The 14973-nt window shown below is 68.3% G+C and carries 16 protein-coding genes; 8 read left to right on the forward strand and 8 right to left on the reverse strand.

Going from position 1 to position 14973, the window contains the following annotated elements; genetic code table 11:
- The first annotated feature begins 70 nt into the window (after positions 1–70).
- From V6K52_RS07015 to V6K52_RS07045, 7 genes are all read left to right on the forward strand, one after another.
- Complete coding sequence (locus V6K52_RS07015) at positions 71–619, forward strand: histidine kinase (RefSeq protein ID WP_353953165.1); 549 nt, start codon at positions 71–73, stop codon at positions 617–619.
- Positions 620–627: 8 nt separating this feature from the next.
- Positions 628–1461, forward strand: coding sequence for a DUF4097 family beta strand repeat-containing protein (locus tag V6K52_RS07020; RefSeq protein WP_353953166.1), 834 nt, complete (start codon positions 628–630; stop codon positions 1459–1461).
- Positions 1458–2234 carry an ATP-binding cassette domain-containing protein gene (locus V6K52_RS07025; RefSeq protein ID WP_353953167.1) on the forward strand — a complete coding sequence of 259 codons (777 nt, stop codon included), beginning with the start codon at positions 1458–1460 and terminating at the stop codon, positions 2232–2234. The genes V6K52_RS07020 and V6K52_RS07025 overlap by 4 nt, the downstream gene beginning before the upstream one ends.
- A gap of 10 nt (positions 2235–2244) precedes the next feature.
- Positions 2245–3060 (forward strand): ABC transporter permease, encoded by an 816-nt coding sequence (locus V6K52_RS07030; protein ID WP_353953168.1) that lies wholly within the window; start codon positions 2245–2247, stop codon positions 3058–3060.
- A gap of 63 nt (positions 3061–3123) precedes the next feature.
- Positions 3124–3327, forward strand: a complete 204-nt coding sequence (locus V6K52_RS07035) for a DUF4177 domain-containing protein (protein ID WP_353953169.1) — start codon at positions 3124–3126, stop codon at positions 3325–3327.
- 11 nt (positions 3328–3338) lie between these two features.
- Positions 3339–4034: a hypothetical protein gene (locus V6K52_RS07040; RefSeq protein WP_353953170.1), complete on the forward strand. Its 696-nt coding sequence runs from the start codon at positions 3339–3341 to the stop codon at positions 4032–4034.
- A gap of 13 nt (positions 4035–4047) precedes the next feature.
- Positions 4048–4827, forward strand: coding sequence for an RDD family protein (locus V6K52_RS07045; RefSeq protein WP_353953171.1), 780 nt, complete (start codon positions 4048–4050; stop codon positions 4825–4827).
- Between the two features lie 29 nt (positions 4828–4856).
- On the opposite strand, the gene V6K52_RS07050 is transcribed toward V6K52_RS07045, so the two are convergent.
- The 3 genes from V6K52_RS07050 to V6K52_RS07060 form a co-directional block, all read right to left on the reverse strand.
- The gene (locus V6K52_RS07050; RefSeq protein ID WP_353953172.1) at positions 4857–5645 is read right to left on the reverse strand and encodes a hypothetical protein; all 789 of its coding nucleotides are present in this window, start codon (positions 5643–5645) and stop codon (positions 4857–4859) included.
- 90 nt (positions 5646–5735) lie between these two features.
- Positions 5736–6977 carry a fumarylacetoacetase gene (gene fahA / locus V6K52_RS07055; RefSeq protein ID WP_353953173.1) on the reverse strand — a complete coding sequence of 414 codons (1242 nt, stop codon included), beginning with the start codon at positions 6975–6977 and terminating at the stop codon, positions 5736–5738.
- Entirely contained in the window at positions 6974–7846 is an 873-nt protein-coding gene (locus V6K52_RS07060; RefSeq protein WP_353953174.1) for a hypothetical protein, read from the reverse strand. Before V6K52_RS07060 ends, fahA begins: the two co-directional genes overlap by 4 nt.
- Positions 7847–7916: 70 nt before the next feature.
- On the opposite strand from V6K52_RS07060, the gene V6K52_RS07065 reads away from it, so the two are divergent.
- A complete protein-coding gene (locus tag V6K52_RS07065) occupies positions 7917–9176 on the forward strand; it encodes a homogentisate 1,2-dioxygenase domain-containing protein (RefSeq protein ID WP_353953175.1) in 1260 nt (419 codons plus the stop codon).
- Here V6K52_RS07065 and V6K52_RS07070 read toward each other — a convergent pair.
- The 5 genes from V6K52_RS07070 to nirB form a co-directional block, all read right to left on the reverse strand.
- Complete coding sequence (locus tag V6K52_RS07070) at positions 9142–9501, reverse strand: NAD(P)-dependent oxidoreductase (protein WP_353953176.1); 360 nt, start codon at positions 9499–9501, stop codon at positions 9142–9144. The genes V6K52_RS07065 and V6K52_RS07070 overlap by 35 nt on opposite strands.
- A 126-nt stretch (positions 9502–9627) precedes the next feature.
- Positions 9628–10716 (reverse strand): uroporphyrinogen-III synthase, encoded by a 1089-nt coding sequence (locus V6K52_RS07075; RefSeq protein ID WP_353953732.1) that lies wholly within the window; start codon positions 10714–10716, stop codon positions 9628–9630.
- Positions 10717–10759: 43 nt separating this feature from the next.
- Positions 10760–11983, reverse strand: coding sequence for a uroporphyrinogen-III C-methyltransferase (gene cobA, locus V6K52_RS07080; protein ID WP_353953177.1), 1224 nt, complete (start codon positions 11981–11983; stop codon positions 10760–10762).
- Complete coding sequence (gene nirD, locus V6K52_RS07085) at positions 11980–12378, reverse strand: nitrite reductase small subunit NirD (RefSeq protein WP_353953178.1); 399 nt, start codon at positions 12376–12378, stop codon at positions 11980–11982. The genes cobA and nirD overlap by 4 nt, the downstream gene beginning before the upstream one ends.
- A complete protein-coding gene (gene nirB, locus V6K52_RS07090; protein ID WP_353953179.1) occupies positions 12375–14951 on the reverse strand; it encodes a nitrite reductase large subunit NirB in 2577 nt (858 codons plus the stop codon). The genes nirD and nirB overlap by 4 nt, the downstream gene beginning before the upstream one ends.
- Positions 14952–14973: the final 22 nt, after the last annotated feature.

Consider the following 14973-nt stretch of genomic DNA (forward strand, 5'->3'; position numbering starts at 1 on the left):
TTGGCGAGTTGAGAACGCGGTGACGTCAGGGGTGTTGACAGTGACGTCAGAATGATGTCACCATGACGTCATGGAACTCACCCGATATGTCGACTCCCTGCAGCAGCAGTTGGCCGTTGCAGCCGCAGCCGGCGGTCCCGAGGCGGAAGCGGTCGCTGAACGTCTCGCTGCTCCGCTTGACTCGGCCGTGCGACTGACACTGCAGGAAGCCGTTGTTGATGCGGCAGCCGAGATCACCCTGGCGATGGCGCCGGCGTCAGTTGACGTCCGCCTCGCGGGTCGAGGGCTCGCCTTCGTCGTCTCGGGCACGACTGAGCCGGCCGCACCGATGACGTCATCAGTGACGTCAGAGGCCGCGGTTGAAGCCGCGATTAGGGCCGAGATAGCGGAGGACGACGGGGGCGGGACCTCCCGCATCACCTTCCGCCCCTCCGACCGCCTTAAGGCCGACATCGAGGCCGCCGCCGAGCGCGAAGGGCTCTCGGTCAATGCCTTCCTCGTCCGCACGCTGACCCTCACGGTCCGATCGGGCGGCTGGACCGCGCCCACCCCCCACCAGTCGGCTGGCACGGTCACCACCCCCAAGGGCGGCCAGCGGCTGTCCGGCTGGGCCCAATGACCTCCGCCATGACTGTCCTCGACCACACCCAGGAGACCCCCGTGACCACCTTCGACACACCCACACCGATCCGCGCGCGGGTTCGCCTGCACGCCGGCGGACTGCGCGTCATCGCCTCCGACACCGACCACACCGTCGTCACCGTGCTGCCCTCGCGACCTGACCGGGCAGGTGACATCGATGCCGCCGAGCGCACGAGCATCACTCTCGTCGACGGAGTCCTCGACGTCACCGCTCCGCGTGACAGGGGCATCAGCCTCGTCTGGCGCCCGGCGTCCGTCGAGGTGCTCATCGAGCTGCCGAGCGACTCCCACGTCGATGCCGAGACCGCCGCCGGCGACATCGAGACCACCGGCCGCCTGGGCGAATGCGCCCTCAAGACCTCAGCCGGCAACGTGCGAGCCGACGAGACCACCCGGGCCCGGCTGCGGACCTCGGCGGGCAACGTCGACGTCCGACGCGCAAGCGTCGAAGCAGACCTCAGCACCAGCGCAGGCAACGTCACGCTGGGGGACAGTGGCGGTCGCGCCACCCTCCGGGCCAGCACCGGCGACATCGCGGTGGGTCGCAGCGCAGGCCGACTCGACGCCCGGACGTCCTACGGGCAGATGCGGGTCGACTCGATCACCGAGGGGGAGCTCACCCTCGCCACCGGCTATGGATCGATCGACGTCGGCGTCCTCGACGGGACGGCGGCGAGGCTCGACGTGGCCTCCGACCACGGCCATGTCCGGAGCGAGCTGGCACCGACCGCGGGTCCCCCCGAGGACGCGCAGCACACGGCGACCATCGCGGCCGTCACCAAGTACGGCAACATCACCATCAGGAAGGCACTGTCATGACAACCTCCACTGCGACCGCCAGCCCAGCCATCTCGGTTGCCGGCCTGCACAAGTCCTACGGCGACATCGACGTCCTTCGCGGGGTCGACCTCGACGTCGCCCAGGGGAACATCGTCGCCCTGCTCGGGAGCAACGGCGCGGGCAAGACCACGCTCGTGAGAATCCTGTCCACCCTCCTTCGTGCCGACACGGGCGAGGCGAGCGTCAACGGACTCGACGTCGTCACCGACAGCGCGGCAGTTCGTGCCGCCATCAGCCTCACAGGCCAGTTCGCCGCCGTCGACGAGGTGCTCACCGGCCGCGAGAACCTCATCATGATCGCCCAGTTGCGTCACCTGGACGGCCCTGCCCAGATCGCCGACGACGTCCTGGAACGGTTCTCGCTCACCGACGCCGGTGGGCGACGAGTGGGGACCTACTCCGGGGGCATGCGGCGTCGGCTCGACATCGCCATGAGTCTCATCGGCAACCCGAGCGTGATCTTCCTCGACGAACCCACCACTGGCCTCGACCCCGAGGGTCGCCTCGAGGTGTGGGAGACGATCAAGAAGGTGGCGTCCCAGGGCGCGACCGTGCTGCTGACGACGCAGTACCTCGACGAGGCCGAACACCTCGCCGACCGCATCGCCATCCTTCACGAGGGTCGGATCATCGTCGACGGGACGTTGGCCGAGCTCAAGACCCTGCTGCCACCAGCGAAGGTCGAGTACATCGAGAAGCAGCCGAGCCTCGAGGACGTCTTCCTCGCTGTCGTCGGCGCGAAGAAGAATTGAGGAGACACCGATGACTACTGCAACAGCCACCGCCACGCCCGCACCCGCCGCCACGTCACCGGCCGCGAGTCACTTCTTCAGCGATACCACCGTCCTGCTGCGCCGGTCCCTGCGCCACATCGCGCGCAGCCCCGACACGATCATCACGACGCTGATCATGCCGATCATGATGATGCTGCTCTTCGTCTACGTCCTCGGCGGAGCGATCAACACCGGGACGAAGTCCTACGTCAGTTATCTCCTGCCGGGCATCCTCGTGATCACCATAGCCTCGGGGATCTCCTACACCGCCTTCCGACTCTTCACGGACATGCAGGGCGGCATCGTCGAGCGGTTCCGGTCGATGCCCATCGCCCGATCGTCGGTGCTGTGGGCCCACGTCCTCACCTCGCTCGTCGCCAACCTCATCTCGTTGGTCGTCGTCCTGCTCGTCGGGTTGGCGATGGGATTCCGTTCTGGCGCAGGCCCGCTCGCGTGGCTGGCCGTCCTGGGCATCCTCACCCTGCTGACCCTGGCCCTCACGTGGGTGGCGGTCATTCCGGGACTCAAGGCGAAGACAATCGACGGGGCGAGCGCTTTCGCCTACCCGTTGCTCTTCCTGCCGTTCATCAGCTCGGCTTTCGTGCCGACGGACAGCATGCCCGGCCCCGTGCGTGCCTTCGCGGAACACCAGCCGATCACGACGATCGTCAACGTCATCCGCAACCTGTTCGCCGAACAGCCCGTCGGCAACGACATCTGGGTCGCTGTCGCCTGGTGCGTCGGCATCCTCGTGGTCGCCTACGCCGTCGCGGTCCGCGCCTACCGCGGGAGCGTCGCAGCCTGACCCGACCAACGAGAAATTGAGCGTATGCCGCACAGCCCAGCTGCGCGGCATACGCTCGTCCTCATGGGATATGAGTACAAGGTCGTGCAGATCCGTGAAGGCCTCGTCGGCGGCAAGATGTCGGCAGGCAAGCTCGAGTCAGTCCTCAACGAGTGGGCCTCCAAGGGGTGGCAGCTCAAGGCCGTCACCGCCGTCGAGGTCAAGGGCCGCATCGGCCCGGGTGGCACCGAGGGCGTGCTCGTGACATTCGAGCGAGCGCTCGGCTGACGCTCTCGGCTGTGAGCGGCACGGTCCTCCTCCTGCCGAGCCCCCTCGTGGGTCCAGCAGCGTATGCCGTTCTGGCGGAGGCGTTCCGGGCTAACGGAAGGTCGGCGACGGTTGCCGCGCTGCCACGTCAGGTCCGATCCGGCCAGGACGTGATCGACACGTTCAGGCGCGCCGTGGCCGAATACTCACCGGAACTCGTCGTCGCCCACAGCAATGCCGGACTGGTGGCACCCGCGGTGGCGGACGGCATACCCATCGTGTTCATGGACGCGGCGCTGCCACCATCGTCAGGGGAGTGCGCCATGGCTCCGCCGGCGATGATGTCGCACCTCGAGGGACTCGCCGATGACGGCGGGCTCCTGCCGCAGTGGACGCTCTGGTGGGATGCGGCAGACGTCGCGCCGCTCTTCCCTGACGAAGCCACCCGCCACCGCGTGGAGGCCGACCTCCCAAGACTGCCGTTGGCCTACTTCCGCACGAGCGTGCGTCCGCCCGACTGCTGGGAGAGTGGTCCACGCGCCTACCTCGCGTTTGGCGAGACGTATGCCGACGAGCTGGCTGGCGCACGGCGGCTCGGGTGGCCGACCAGTGTTGTCGACGGTGGGCTCCACCTGCACCACCTGCACGATCCGTCGGGGGTCGCCCGCCTGGTCCTTGACCTCGCCGCCACGCTCGCCGGCGATGCGAGGGCGGGCAGGTCGGTGTGACATCCTGCGAGGCATGAGCACGCCGAGCAGCGCCGGGTGGTACGAGAACCCTGACAACCCAGAAGAACTGCGCTATTTCGACGGCATCCTCTGGACCACGAACACGACCCCGCTGCGCAAGCGGCCGCACCAAGGGCCCGTCGTCGTCCCACCGACATCGGGACCCCAGCAGCGGCCCGCGGGTTGGGGACCGCAGCCGCACCAGCAGACCGGTCACCCTGAGCCGAAGTCCGCATGGCCCGTTCAGTCGGGACTGCCCGGCCAACCTGTCCTTGCGTCCTACGGGCTGCGCGTCGTGGCCTACATCATCGACCTACTGATCGTTGGTGCCCTCTCTCTGGTCTTCGGCGGCTGGCTGCTCTGGAAGGCAGTCGAGCCTGCCCTTGACGGTTTCGACAGCGCCATGGCTGCCGGAGATGTCGAGGCGATGACTGCCGCGATCTCCGAGACGCGTCTTGGCTACCTGGCTGCGTTCCTCGGTGTCCAGCTCATGCTTTTCCTTGGCTACCAGGTCTTCTGCCTCATGCGGTGGGCAGCGACGCCGGGCAAGCTGGCCGTCGGCATCAGTGTGCGCCGACTCGACCGTCCCGGACCCCTCGACGCCGACACGGCATTCAGGCGGGCGGGGTTCCAGGCAGCAGTCCAGGCGCTGGGCAACGTGCCCTACCTCTCGTTGCTCGGCACCATCCTCGTGGTGACGGACCTCGTCTGGCCGCTGGCGGACGACAAGAACCAGGCCCTGCACGACAAGGTCGCCAAGACCATCGTCATCAAGGGCAAGGTCCAGCGCTGACGTTCCAGTGAAGGAACCCGCGGTTGCTGTCAGCGACGCACGGCGGGGCTGGTCGACTCCCAGATGTACGTCATGGGGCGCAGGACCACGCGGTACTCGCGGGACGCGTTCGTCGTGTAGGTGTAGCTGTACGTACCGGTGCTCGTGGAATAGACCTCCTTCAGGCCGTTCCACGTGCTGCTTCCCGGGGTGCGCCACTGGATCTGACCACGGGCATCGGACCACCCGATGAACTTGCTGCCACCGGCCCAGTAGCGCATCGCGGTGGTGCGCACGGTGACCTTGCTTCCTGACCGCGTCGCGGTGACCCGGCCATAGGAGCCGTAGCGCACGTCGGTGGAGTAGGGGCCGTATTGGGCGACCTCTTCGAAGTTCGCGTCGAACGCGCCTTCGGGGTTCCATGACCACTTGCCCACGGCGTCGAAGTCGTACAGCTCCCACGGCTCGCTCGATGAGCCGTCGTACAACATGAAGGTCTGCGTCCCCTGCGTCGGGTGGACTGCTTCCCACGCCGCGAGCTCAACATTGGCCTCAGCACAGTTCGGACCCAGCGGCACATTGATCGCGCGGTAGGGGCTGGTGATGGAAGCGCGGGTCGGGACATACATGGAGCAGATCCCTGCGTTCGAGCTGCTTGACCCGGCTTTGGCGGCACTTGCTGCGTCCAGCGTCCTCTCCGCCTCGTCTGCCTGGGCAGAGCGATTGGCTGCGACCTGACCGGGACCCGGCTTGGTGTCGGCGGAGACGCTCGCCGCTGAGATGCCCACACCGCTGGCGGCGATCGCTACGGCGAGTGTGACGTGGAAGGAGCGACGCATGGTGGGACCTCTCGAAAAGGACGGATGAGCCGAGGCGAGACGATACAGATCAAGGTGCCCCTGCGCGCGACGAACGCGCGGAACCTGCTGTCAGCTTCCGCGGATGGTGCCGGTGCACTCGCCGAGTGAGATCGTCGAGCCGTTGGAGCCCGGCGCCGTCGCGCGCAGGACGACCGTGTCGCCGTCCTCCAGGAAGGTGCGTTCGGAGCCGTCATCGAGTCGCACCGGCTCCTGACCACCCCACGACAGTTCGAGAAAAGACCCTCGCTCGTCCTTCTCGGGGCCCGAGATGGTGCCGGACCCGAAGAGGTCACCGTCGCGCAGCGTCGCACCGTTGACGGTCATGTGGGCGATCATCTGAGCGGGCGACCAATACATCGAGCGGTAGGGCGGGCGGGAGATGACCGTGCCGTTCCACTCGACCTCATAGGTGATGTCGAGCCCGTATGCCGTGCTCGCACCGTCGTCGGTCGGCTCACCCTGCAGGTAGGGCAGCGGAGTGGGGTCGGTCTGGCCGGGCAGCGGGACGCGTGCGGCGCGCAGGGCCTCGGTCGTGATGACCCACGGGGCGATGGTCGTCGCGAAGGACTTGCCGAGGAAGGGGCCCAGCGGGACGTACTCCCACGCCTGCAGATCGCGGGCGCTCCAGTCGTTGAGCAGCACGACACCGAAGAGGTGGTCGTCCGAATCCGCAACGGACACAGGCGAACCCAGCTCGGTGGCCCCGCCCACGATGAAGCCCAGCTCGGCCTCGATGTCGAGCCGGACGCTCGGTCCGAAGACCGGCGTCGGCTCGGTCGGGGGTTTGCGCTGACCGCTGGGTCGGGTGATGTCGGTGCCGGAGACGACGACGGTGCCGGAGCGGCCGTGATAGCCGATCGGGAGGTGCTTCCAGTTCGGCGTCAGGGGCTCCGAGTCCGGGCGGAAGAGCTTGCCCACGTTGGTCGCGTGGTGCTCGCTGGCATAGAAGTCGACGTAGTCAGCCACCGCGATCGGCAGGTGCATCGTCACCTCATTGATGGGGATGAGGTGGGGACGCACAGCCTCGGCATGGGCGTCGTTCGTGACGACGTCAATGAGCCACTCGCGGGCAATGGTCCACACGTCGCGACCCATGGCCAGGAAGTCATTGAGGTTGGGCTGTGCCCAGGCCGGGGCCAGGGCAGGACCGTCGCCGGGATCTCCGCCGAGCGCGGCAACGGCCGACGCGTCGAGCACGAAGTCGCCGATCCGCACGCCCACGCGGGGGGCCGAGTCCGCTGTCGAGAAGACGCCGTAGGGGAGGTTGGTGACGCCGAAGGGGTGGCCGGCCGGCATGTCGATCCAGGTCATGAAGAAAGCTCCTGAGGGAGGTCGATGTCGTCGTCGAAGTCGAGGAGATCCAGAGCCTCGAGCTCGCCGATCGGGTCGGTGACTTCACAGCATCCGTATGCCGTGAAGAGACTCCGCAGACGGCTGACGTCCGCGTCGTCGAGGGATGCGAGTGCGTTGGCGAGCAGGTGTGAGTCTCGCTGTGCCAGAAGGGCTTCGACGGCGACGAGGGCGCCGTCGTGGGCTGCTGAGTGCACCGCGAGCAGGACATTCAGGAGGCCATGCTGGGGCGCACCGTCGTGCTCGGCGCGCACGGCGTGGTGCAGGCCACCGGTGAGTTTGAACGGGACGCCGAGGCGCGCGCAGTCGTGGATGAACGCCGCCAGCTCGGCCTCGTCGGACCATTCCCAGGTCGGTGTCGCGCCAGTGCGGAACTTCGCCTGGACCATGTGGCCGGCCTCGTCGCCGCCAGCGCGGATGTCGTCGAGGGCCCGTCGGTGGTCAGCCCCGCGCGGCACCTCGAGCGTGAGGGGCAGCGAACCCACCGCCAGGTCCCGCCAGCCAGGGAACCAACCCAGCTCAGCACCGACGGCGTTGACGCCCGGCTCGGACTCCAGCTGCTTCAACGCGTCGAGCACGACCGAGGGGTCCACGCCGGGGCGGGCGATCAGCCCGATCTCCAAGGGCCTGTCCGCAAGCGAGTCGACGTCGGTCGCAAGCTTTCCCACATCGGAAGCCGGGATGAGCAACGGACCGATGAGTCCGGCATACGCCGCTTGGTGGTGGGCGATGTGGCGCTGCACAGCGACCTCGAGCGGCGCGTTCCCGGGTGGGAAGACGGCAGCATCGTCGATGAGCGCTGCGAACAGGGCGGTGGGCGCCGTTGACATGGCCGACACGCTACTAGGCTGATGAAGCACGAGTTTCGACACGCATTCGACACAACGAGGTGGAGACCAAGTGGCGCACTACCAGTCGATGGGCAACATCCCGCCCAAGCGGCACACGCAGCACCGGCGACCAGCCGGTCGTGGAAAGACCGGCGAGCTCTACTACGAGGAGCTGATGGGGGAGGAGGGCTTCTCGTCCGACTCGTCCCTGCTCTATCACCGGGGCATCCCGTCGACGATGGTCGATGCGCGGGTGTGGGAGATCGGTGACCTGTCCACGACGCCGAACCACCCGTTGAAGCCTCTGCACCTGCAGCCACACGCGCTCTTCCCTGACAGCAAGACGATCGCCAGGACCGACGTCGTGACCGGGCGGCGGCTGCTGCTCGGCAACGGTGACGTGCGGATCTCGTATGCCGTGGCCGGCGCCACGAGCCCGTGGTACCGCAACGGCATCGGCGACGAGTGCGTCTACATCGAGCGCGGCGCGGCCCGGGTCGAGACCATTTTCGGCGCGTTCGATGTCGCGCAGGGCGACTACATCGTCATCCCGCGGGCGACGACGCACCGCTGGATCCCCAAGGGGTCGCGCAAGGACCCGTTGCGGGCCTATGCGATCGAGGGCAACAGTCACATCGCGCCGCCGAAGCGCTACCTCAGCAAGTACGGCCAGCTCCTCGAACACAGCCCCTATTGCGAGCGTGACCTGCGGACGCCGCAGGGGCCGCTGCTCGCCGAGGACGTGGGCGAGAAGGAGGGTACGGAGTCCGAGGTCTACATCAAGCACCGTGGCTCGGGACCGGCGAGCACTGGCGGCATCGTGGGGACGATCCACACGATCCCGTTCCACCCGCTCGATGTCGTCGGTTGGGACGGGTGCCTCTACCCTTACGTCTTCAACGTGCGTGACTACGAACCCATCACGGGTCGGGTGCACCAGCCGCCGCCCGTGCACCAGGTCTTCGAGGGCTGGAACTTCGTCGTCTGCAACTTCGTGCCGCGCAAGGTCGACTACCACCCGCTGTCGATCCCGGTGCCCTACTACCACTCCAACGTCGACTCCGACGAGGTCATGTTCTATGTCGAGGGTGACTACGAGGCGCGCAAGGGTTCGGGCATCGGGCAGGGCTCGATCTCATTGCACCCGGGCGGTCACGCCCACGGTCCGCAGCCGGGCGCCGCAGAGGCGTCGATCGGTGCGGAGTACTTCGACGAGCTCGCCGTCATGGTCGACACCTTCCGTCCGCTGGACCTCGGCGAGGGCGGGCTGGCCTGCGACGACGGCAAATACCACCTCAGCTGGAGTGGCGGGAGCGGCGGCCGCCGCTGACCAACCGCCACTGACGCCGCGCCTCGACCCACCCGCACACCAGGGCGTCGAGGGCGGCGTCGCCGGTGGCGGCGTGCACCAGCCAGACCCGGTCGAGGTCACTGGGGCGCGGTGCACGGTTCTCCCACGTGATCCGGCGCTCGGCCAGCAGGTCGAACATGTCATCGCATAGGTGTGCCGCGATGACCGTGACCTTGTGCGCGCTCTGGGCGAGGGCATCGACCCTGACGGCGGCCACGAGTCCGCCGCCCACGACGAGGACGTGCCGGTCGGGCGTGGGGAAGTCGAGCACTCTCACCGTGTCGCGGTGTCTGTCTGCGGCCATGAGTCATCATGGCGAGGCAGGGTTGCGGTGGGTGTCACGCTGCGTTACGTCTGGGTTGCGGACCAGCTGTCACGGTGAGAGGAGTGCCGGACAGGTGAGGGCGATCCGACCAATCAGGACGACTGATCACGTGAGGCCGAGGCGGTAGCCGCGCTTGACGACGGTCTGGACGAGGGTGCGTCCTCCCGCATCGCGGAGGCGCCCGATGGCCACCTCGGCGGCGTGGGGATCGACAGAGTCGCCGGGGAGCACCCCGAGCACGTCGGCGCGCGAGACGACATCACCCTTGGCCTCGACGAGGAGGCGCAGAACCTCGAGCCCGCTGGGCGACAGGGGCAGGACGTGGCCGTCGAGCAGAGCCACAGTGCGGCGGACCTGTAGGTGCCCACTGACTGTGGCGACGGCCGAAGACTGCGCCACCTCGTAGTGGTGGACCAGCCGCCGCACCAGCGCGCCGAGTCGTCCGCGGTCGGGGACGATCGGCTCAATCCCTCTGTCCTGCAGCGGAAGTGCGGTGATGGGCCCGACTGCTGCCGCAACGAGACCCCCTGAGGCGCAGCGCGCGACGATCCCGTCGGTGACCCCCTCGGCGTCTGCTGCGGCGAGCCAGGCGTGTGCTCCCGGTGCCGACGTGAACACGACCGCGTCGATATCGCCCGCAGCGGCGTCGCGCACCGACCCGGCCAGGGCCGCGGGATCCGGCGTGGGACCCCAGCGATAGACGACGAGGCTCGCGACGTCCGCCCCGGCCGCGGCCAGTTCGGTGTCGAGGCCGTCTGCTCCGGCACCGTGGTGCTGCACCGCGATGCGCAGGCCGGTGACTCCTTCGTCGAGGAGAAGCTCGAGGATCTCGGCAGACGTCTCGGACTCGGCCACCCAGTCGGCAGTGAGGCCGGCGGCCTGGATGGCGCCGCGCGCCTTCGGACCGCGGGCGATGATCCGGGCGCGACCGAGGATGAGGAGCAACTCGTCGGCGAGTCCAGCCGCATCGGCTGCCTCGATCCAGCCCCGGAGTCCGATGCCGGTGGTCACCACGACGACGTCGGGCGGCAGCGCGATGAGCTCCTTGGTTGCGACGAGTAGCTCCTCATCGTGCTCGTGCGGGACGATCGTCAGCGCCGGCGCGTGGCGCACGGTTGCACCCCGCCGAGCCAATGCGGAGGCGAGCTCGCCCGAGCGCCGGTCTGCGGTCACGAGGACGACGCAACCGGTCATGACCTGGCTCAGTGTCGGGGGAGTGCGGGCAGTGGTCACGCAGTCACCCTGCCTGACGACTCGGAGCAAGGAGTGCCGGGTCGGCAACTCGGCCCACGACGATGACGGCGGGAGCCCGCACCCCGGCATCCAGGGCGACGCCAACGATCTCACCCAAGGTGGCAGTCGTCACTCGCTGGCGGGCGGTCGTGGCGTCCTCGATGATCGCGACGGGCAAGTCATCCGGCGCATCATGAGCGACGAGGTCGCGCACATGGTCGGCGAGCAGCCTCACTCCCATGAGGACGACGAGGGTCGCCGTCTCGGTGGCCGCCGCCGACAGCGCGTGGGTGTTGATCGGCTCGTGGCCGTGCACGATGTGCACGGCTCCGACCGTTCCACGGTGGGTGAGGGGTATGCCGGCCGCTCCAGGAGCGCTGAGCGCTGAACTCACGCCGGGGACGACTTCGACGGCGATCCCCGCCTCACGGCACGCGATGACCTCTTCGCCGCCGCGGCCATAGACGAACGGGTCGCCACCCTTGAGGCGCACGACGGTGCGCCCCCGTTGGGCCTGCTCGACAAGGATCCGGTTGATCTCGCTCTGGGGGATCGGGTGGTGACCGGGGCTCTTGCCGACGTCGATGATCTCGACATTGATCGGGAGGGTCCGCAGCAGCTCGACCGGGCCCAACCGATCGGTGACGACGACGTCGGCCTCCGCGAGGGCTCGCCGCCCACGGACCGTGATGAGGTCGGTCGCGCCGGGTCCGCCGCCGACGAGGATGACCCGCCCGGCCCGGCCGGGGTGCGTGCGCCGGGCGCGCAGGTCGAGGTCGGCGCCCTCGAGGTGCACGGCCAGGGCATTGCGGACGGAGACCACCCGAGCCGGGTCAGGGCGTCCGACTGAGACCACGCCGACCCGCACTCCGGCATGGTCGGTGACAGCGGCGTTGCGAGCCGTCCCGTGCTCGGACGCGCCCGCGCAGACGCTGAAGATCCGAGAGACGGTGGCCCGCTCGCAGAGGCTGCGGTCGACGGAGAGATCGCCGGTTGCGGCGACGACGAACCACGTACCGTCCACGTCAGCGAGCGCGACCTCGCGCTGGCTCCACGTCACGCTCACCTCGTCGACCAGATCGAGCATGGCCTCGCAGACGATCGGGGTGACGACGTGGACGAGGGCTCCGTCCGCAACCAGAGCAGCCGCTTTCGTTGCTGCCACGGGCCCTCCTCCAGCCACGAGCACAGGCCGCCCCACGAGGTCGACTCCGAGCAGGGTGGTCATGTCGTGGTCTCGACATCAGGTTCGGGTCGGGCGATGTGCACGACCCCGTCCCGCACCTGTGTGGGCCAGGTCCGCAGCGACTGTGGTTCCTGGCCCACGGCATCAAGGCACTCACCGGTGCGCAGGTCAAAGACCTGCTTGTACATTGGGGAGGCGACCGTCGGAGCGTCCCCACGGGTCCCCACGATCCCGCGGGACATGACGTGGGCGCCAGAGAAGGGATCGAGCTGCTGAACGGCATACACCTCGTCTGCATGCGTGCGGAAGAGCGCGAGCTGCTCGCCGCCCACAAGCGCGGCGGCGCCCCGTTCCGACTCGAGGTCGTTGAGCATGCAGACCCCGATCCACGATGCGTGGGCGAGCCCAGCCTCCCCAGTCGCGACGTCGATGGTCATCGGCGAACCTCCAGTGTCGTTCCAGCGATGAGCACACCACTCGTGCGCTCATCTGGTGTGGCCGGGCGTGGTTGACCCCGTTCGGCCACGTAGGCGAGCGAGTCATCGGCCTGGTCGGGGGCGTTGACGAAGGATCCGAAACGGCGCAGCTTCTCGGGGTCGGCGAGCGCCGCTGCCCACTCGTCCTCGTAGCCATCGACGTGGGCCACCATCGCCGCGTCGAGGTCCGCAGCGATGCCGAGCGAGTCGTCAAGGACGACTGCTCGGATCGCCTCGAGGCCACCCTCGTAGTCGTCGACCCACGCCGCCGTGCGCTGGAGCCGGTCCGCCGTGCGGACATAGAACATGAGAAAGCGGTCGATCGACTGGACGAGCTCTGACGTGTCAAGGTCCTCGGCCAGCAGTTGGGCGTGCTTGGGCGTGAAGCCACCGTTGCCGCCGACATAGAGGTTCCAGCCGTTGTCGGTCGCGATGATTCCGACGTCCTTTCCGCGGGCTTCGGCGCACTCTCGCGCACACCCGGAGACACCAAGCTTGATCTTGTGCGGCGAGCGCAGGCCGCGGTAGCGCAGCTCGAGCGCGATCGCGAGGCCGACGGAGTCCTGTACGCCATAGCGGCACCACGTCGACCCGACGCACGACTTCACCGTCCGGAGCGACTTGCCATAGGCGTGCCCCGACTCGAAGCCCGCGTCGACCAGTCGCGTCCAGATCTTGGGGAGCTGTTCGATCCGGGCGCCGAACAGGTCGATCCGCTGGCCGCCGGTGATCTTGGTGTAGAGGCCGAAGTCCTTGGCGACCTCACCGATGACGATGAGTCCCTCGGGCGTGATCTCGCCACCGGGAATGCGCGGGACGACCGAGTAGGAGCCGTCCTTCTGGAGGTTGGCCATGACGTGATCATTGGTGTCCTGCAGCGTTGCTCGCTCACCCTCGAGGATGTGACCGGTGCCGAGCGAGGCGAGGATCGAGCCGATGACGGGCTTGCAGATGTCGCAGCCCCGGCCTCGGCCGTGGGCGGCGATGATCTCGCTGAAGGTCGTCAGCTCCTGAACCCGCACGACGTCGAAGAGCTGGGCCCGGGACAGGTCGAAGTGCTCGCAGAGCGCGTTGCTCACCTCGACGCCGGACTTCTCCAACTCGGTGGTGACGAGCTTCTTGACGAGCGGGAGGCAGGAGCCGCAGCTCGTGCCGGCCAGGGTGCAGGCCTTCACGCCCGCGAGGTCGGTGCAACCACCCTCCGTCACCGAGCACCGGATGGCGCCCGCGGTGACGTTGTTGCAGGAGCAGACCGTCGCGTCCTCCGGCAGGTCGCCTGCCGGCGCGCCTCCCGAACCCTCTGGGAGCAGGTATGCCGCGGGGTCCCCTCCCAGCTCACGACCCACCATCGGGCGCAGCGCGGCATACGCACTGGCGTCGCCCACGAGGATGCCGCCGCGCAGCGTGCGGGCGTCATCAGACATCACGAGCTTCTTGTAGACCCCACCGACCGGGTCGGAGATGACGACCTCGAGGCTGCCGGGCTCCTGGGCGAAGGCGTCACCGAAGCTCGCGACATCGACGCCGAGGAGCTTGAGCTTGGTTGACAGATCGGCGCCCGGGAACGTGCCTTCGCCACCGAGCAGCCGGTCAGCGACGATCTCGGCCATCGTGTAGCCCGGCGCGACGAGGCCGAGGCAGCGTCCGCCGATGTTGGCGACCTCACCGATGGCCCAGATCGCGGGATCGGCTGTGGCACAGCCGTCGTCGACGATGACACCGCCGCGTTCGCCGACCTCGAGACCGGTTTCTCTGGCGAGCTCGTCACGGGGCCGGACACCCACGGCGAAGATGACGACGTCCACATCCAGCGCCGGACCTTCGGCGAACTCCATCCGGGAGACCGTCCCGCGGTCGCCGACGATCTTGGACGTGGCGGTCGACGTGCGCACCGACACGCCGAGCCCTTCGATGAGTCGCTTGAGCCCTTCGCCGCCGCCGGCGTCCACCTGGAGCGGCATGAGGCGCGGGGCGAACTCGACGACGGTGGACTCGACTTCGAGTGCCTGGAGCGCACCCGCCGCCTCGAGGCCGAGCAGACCGCCACCGACGACGGCGCCGCGAACGGGTCGGTCGAGCTCCTCCCGGCGCGTCTCAACATAGGCACGAAGGTCGGCGACGTCGTCGATGGTGCGATAGACGAACGCCCCCCGGAGGTCCTTGCCCGGGACGGGCGGCACCGCGGCATACGAGCCGGTGGCTAGGACAAGGGCGTCGTAGGGGAGGACTGTGCCACCGTTGGTGGTGACCGTCCGCGCCTCGCGATCGATGCTGTCCGCTTTGACCCCACGCTTGAGGGTGACGAGGGGGTCGTCCCAGATCTCCTGCCCTCCGAGGGCGAGCTCCTCGGGGTGTCGACCGGTGAAGTAGGACGTGAGCGCGACGCGGTCGTAGGGTGCGCGCGGCTCCTCACAGAGCAGCGTCACCGCCCACTGCCCGGCCTCGTCACGGGAGCGGAGGGCGTCGATGAGTCGTCGCGCGACCATGCCGCCACCGACGACGACGAGCTGTTTGGTGTCCTGTGCCTCAAGCATGGTGATGACGTTATGGACGCGC

This window comes from Knoellia sp. S7-12, assembly GCF_040518285.1.
In the GTDB taxonomy this organism is placed as follows: domain Bacteria; phylum Actinomycetota; class Actinomycetes; order Actinomycetales; family Dermatophilaceae; genus Knoellia.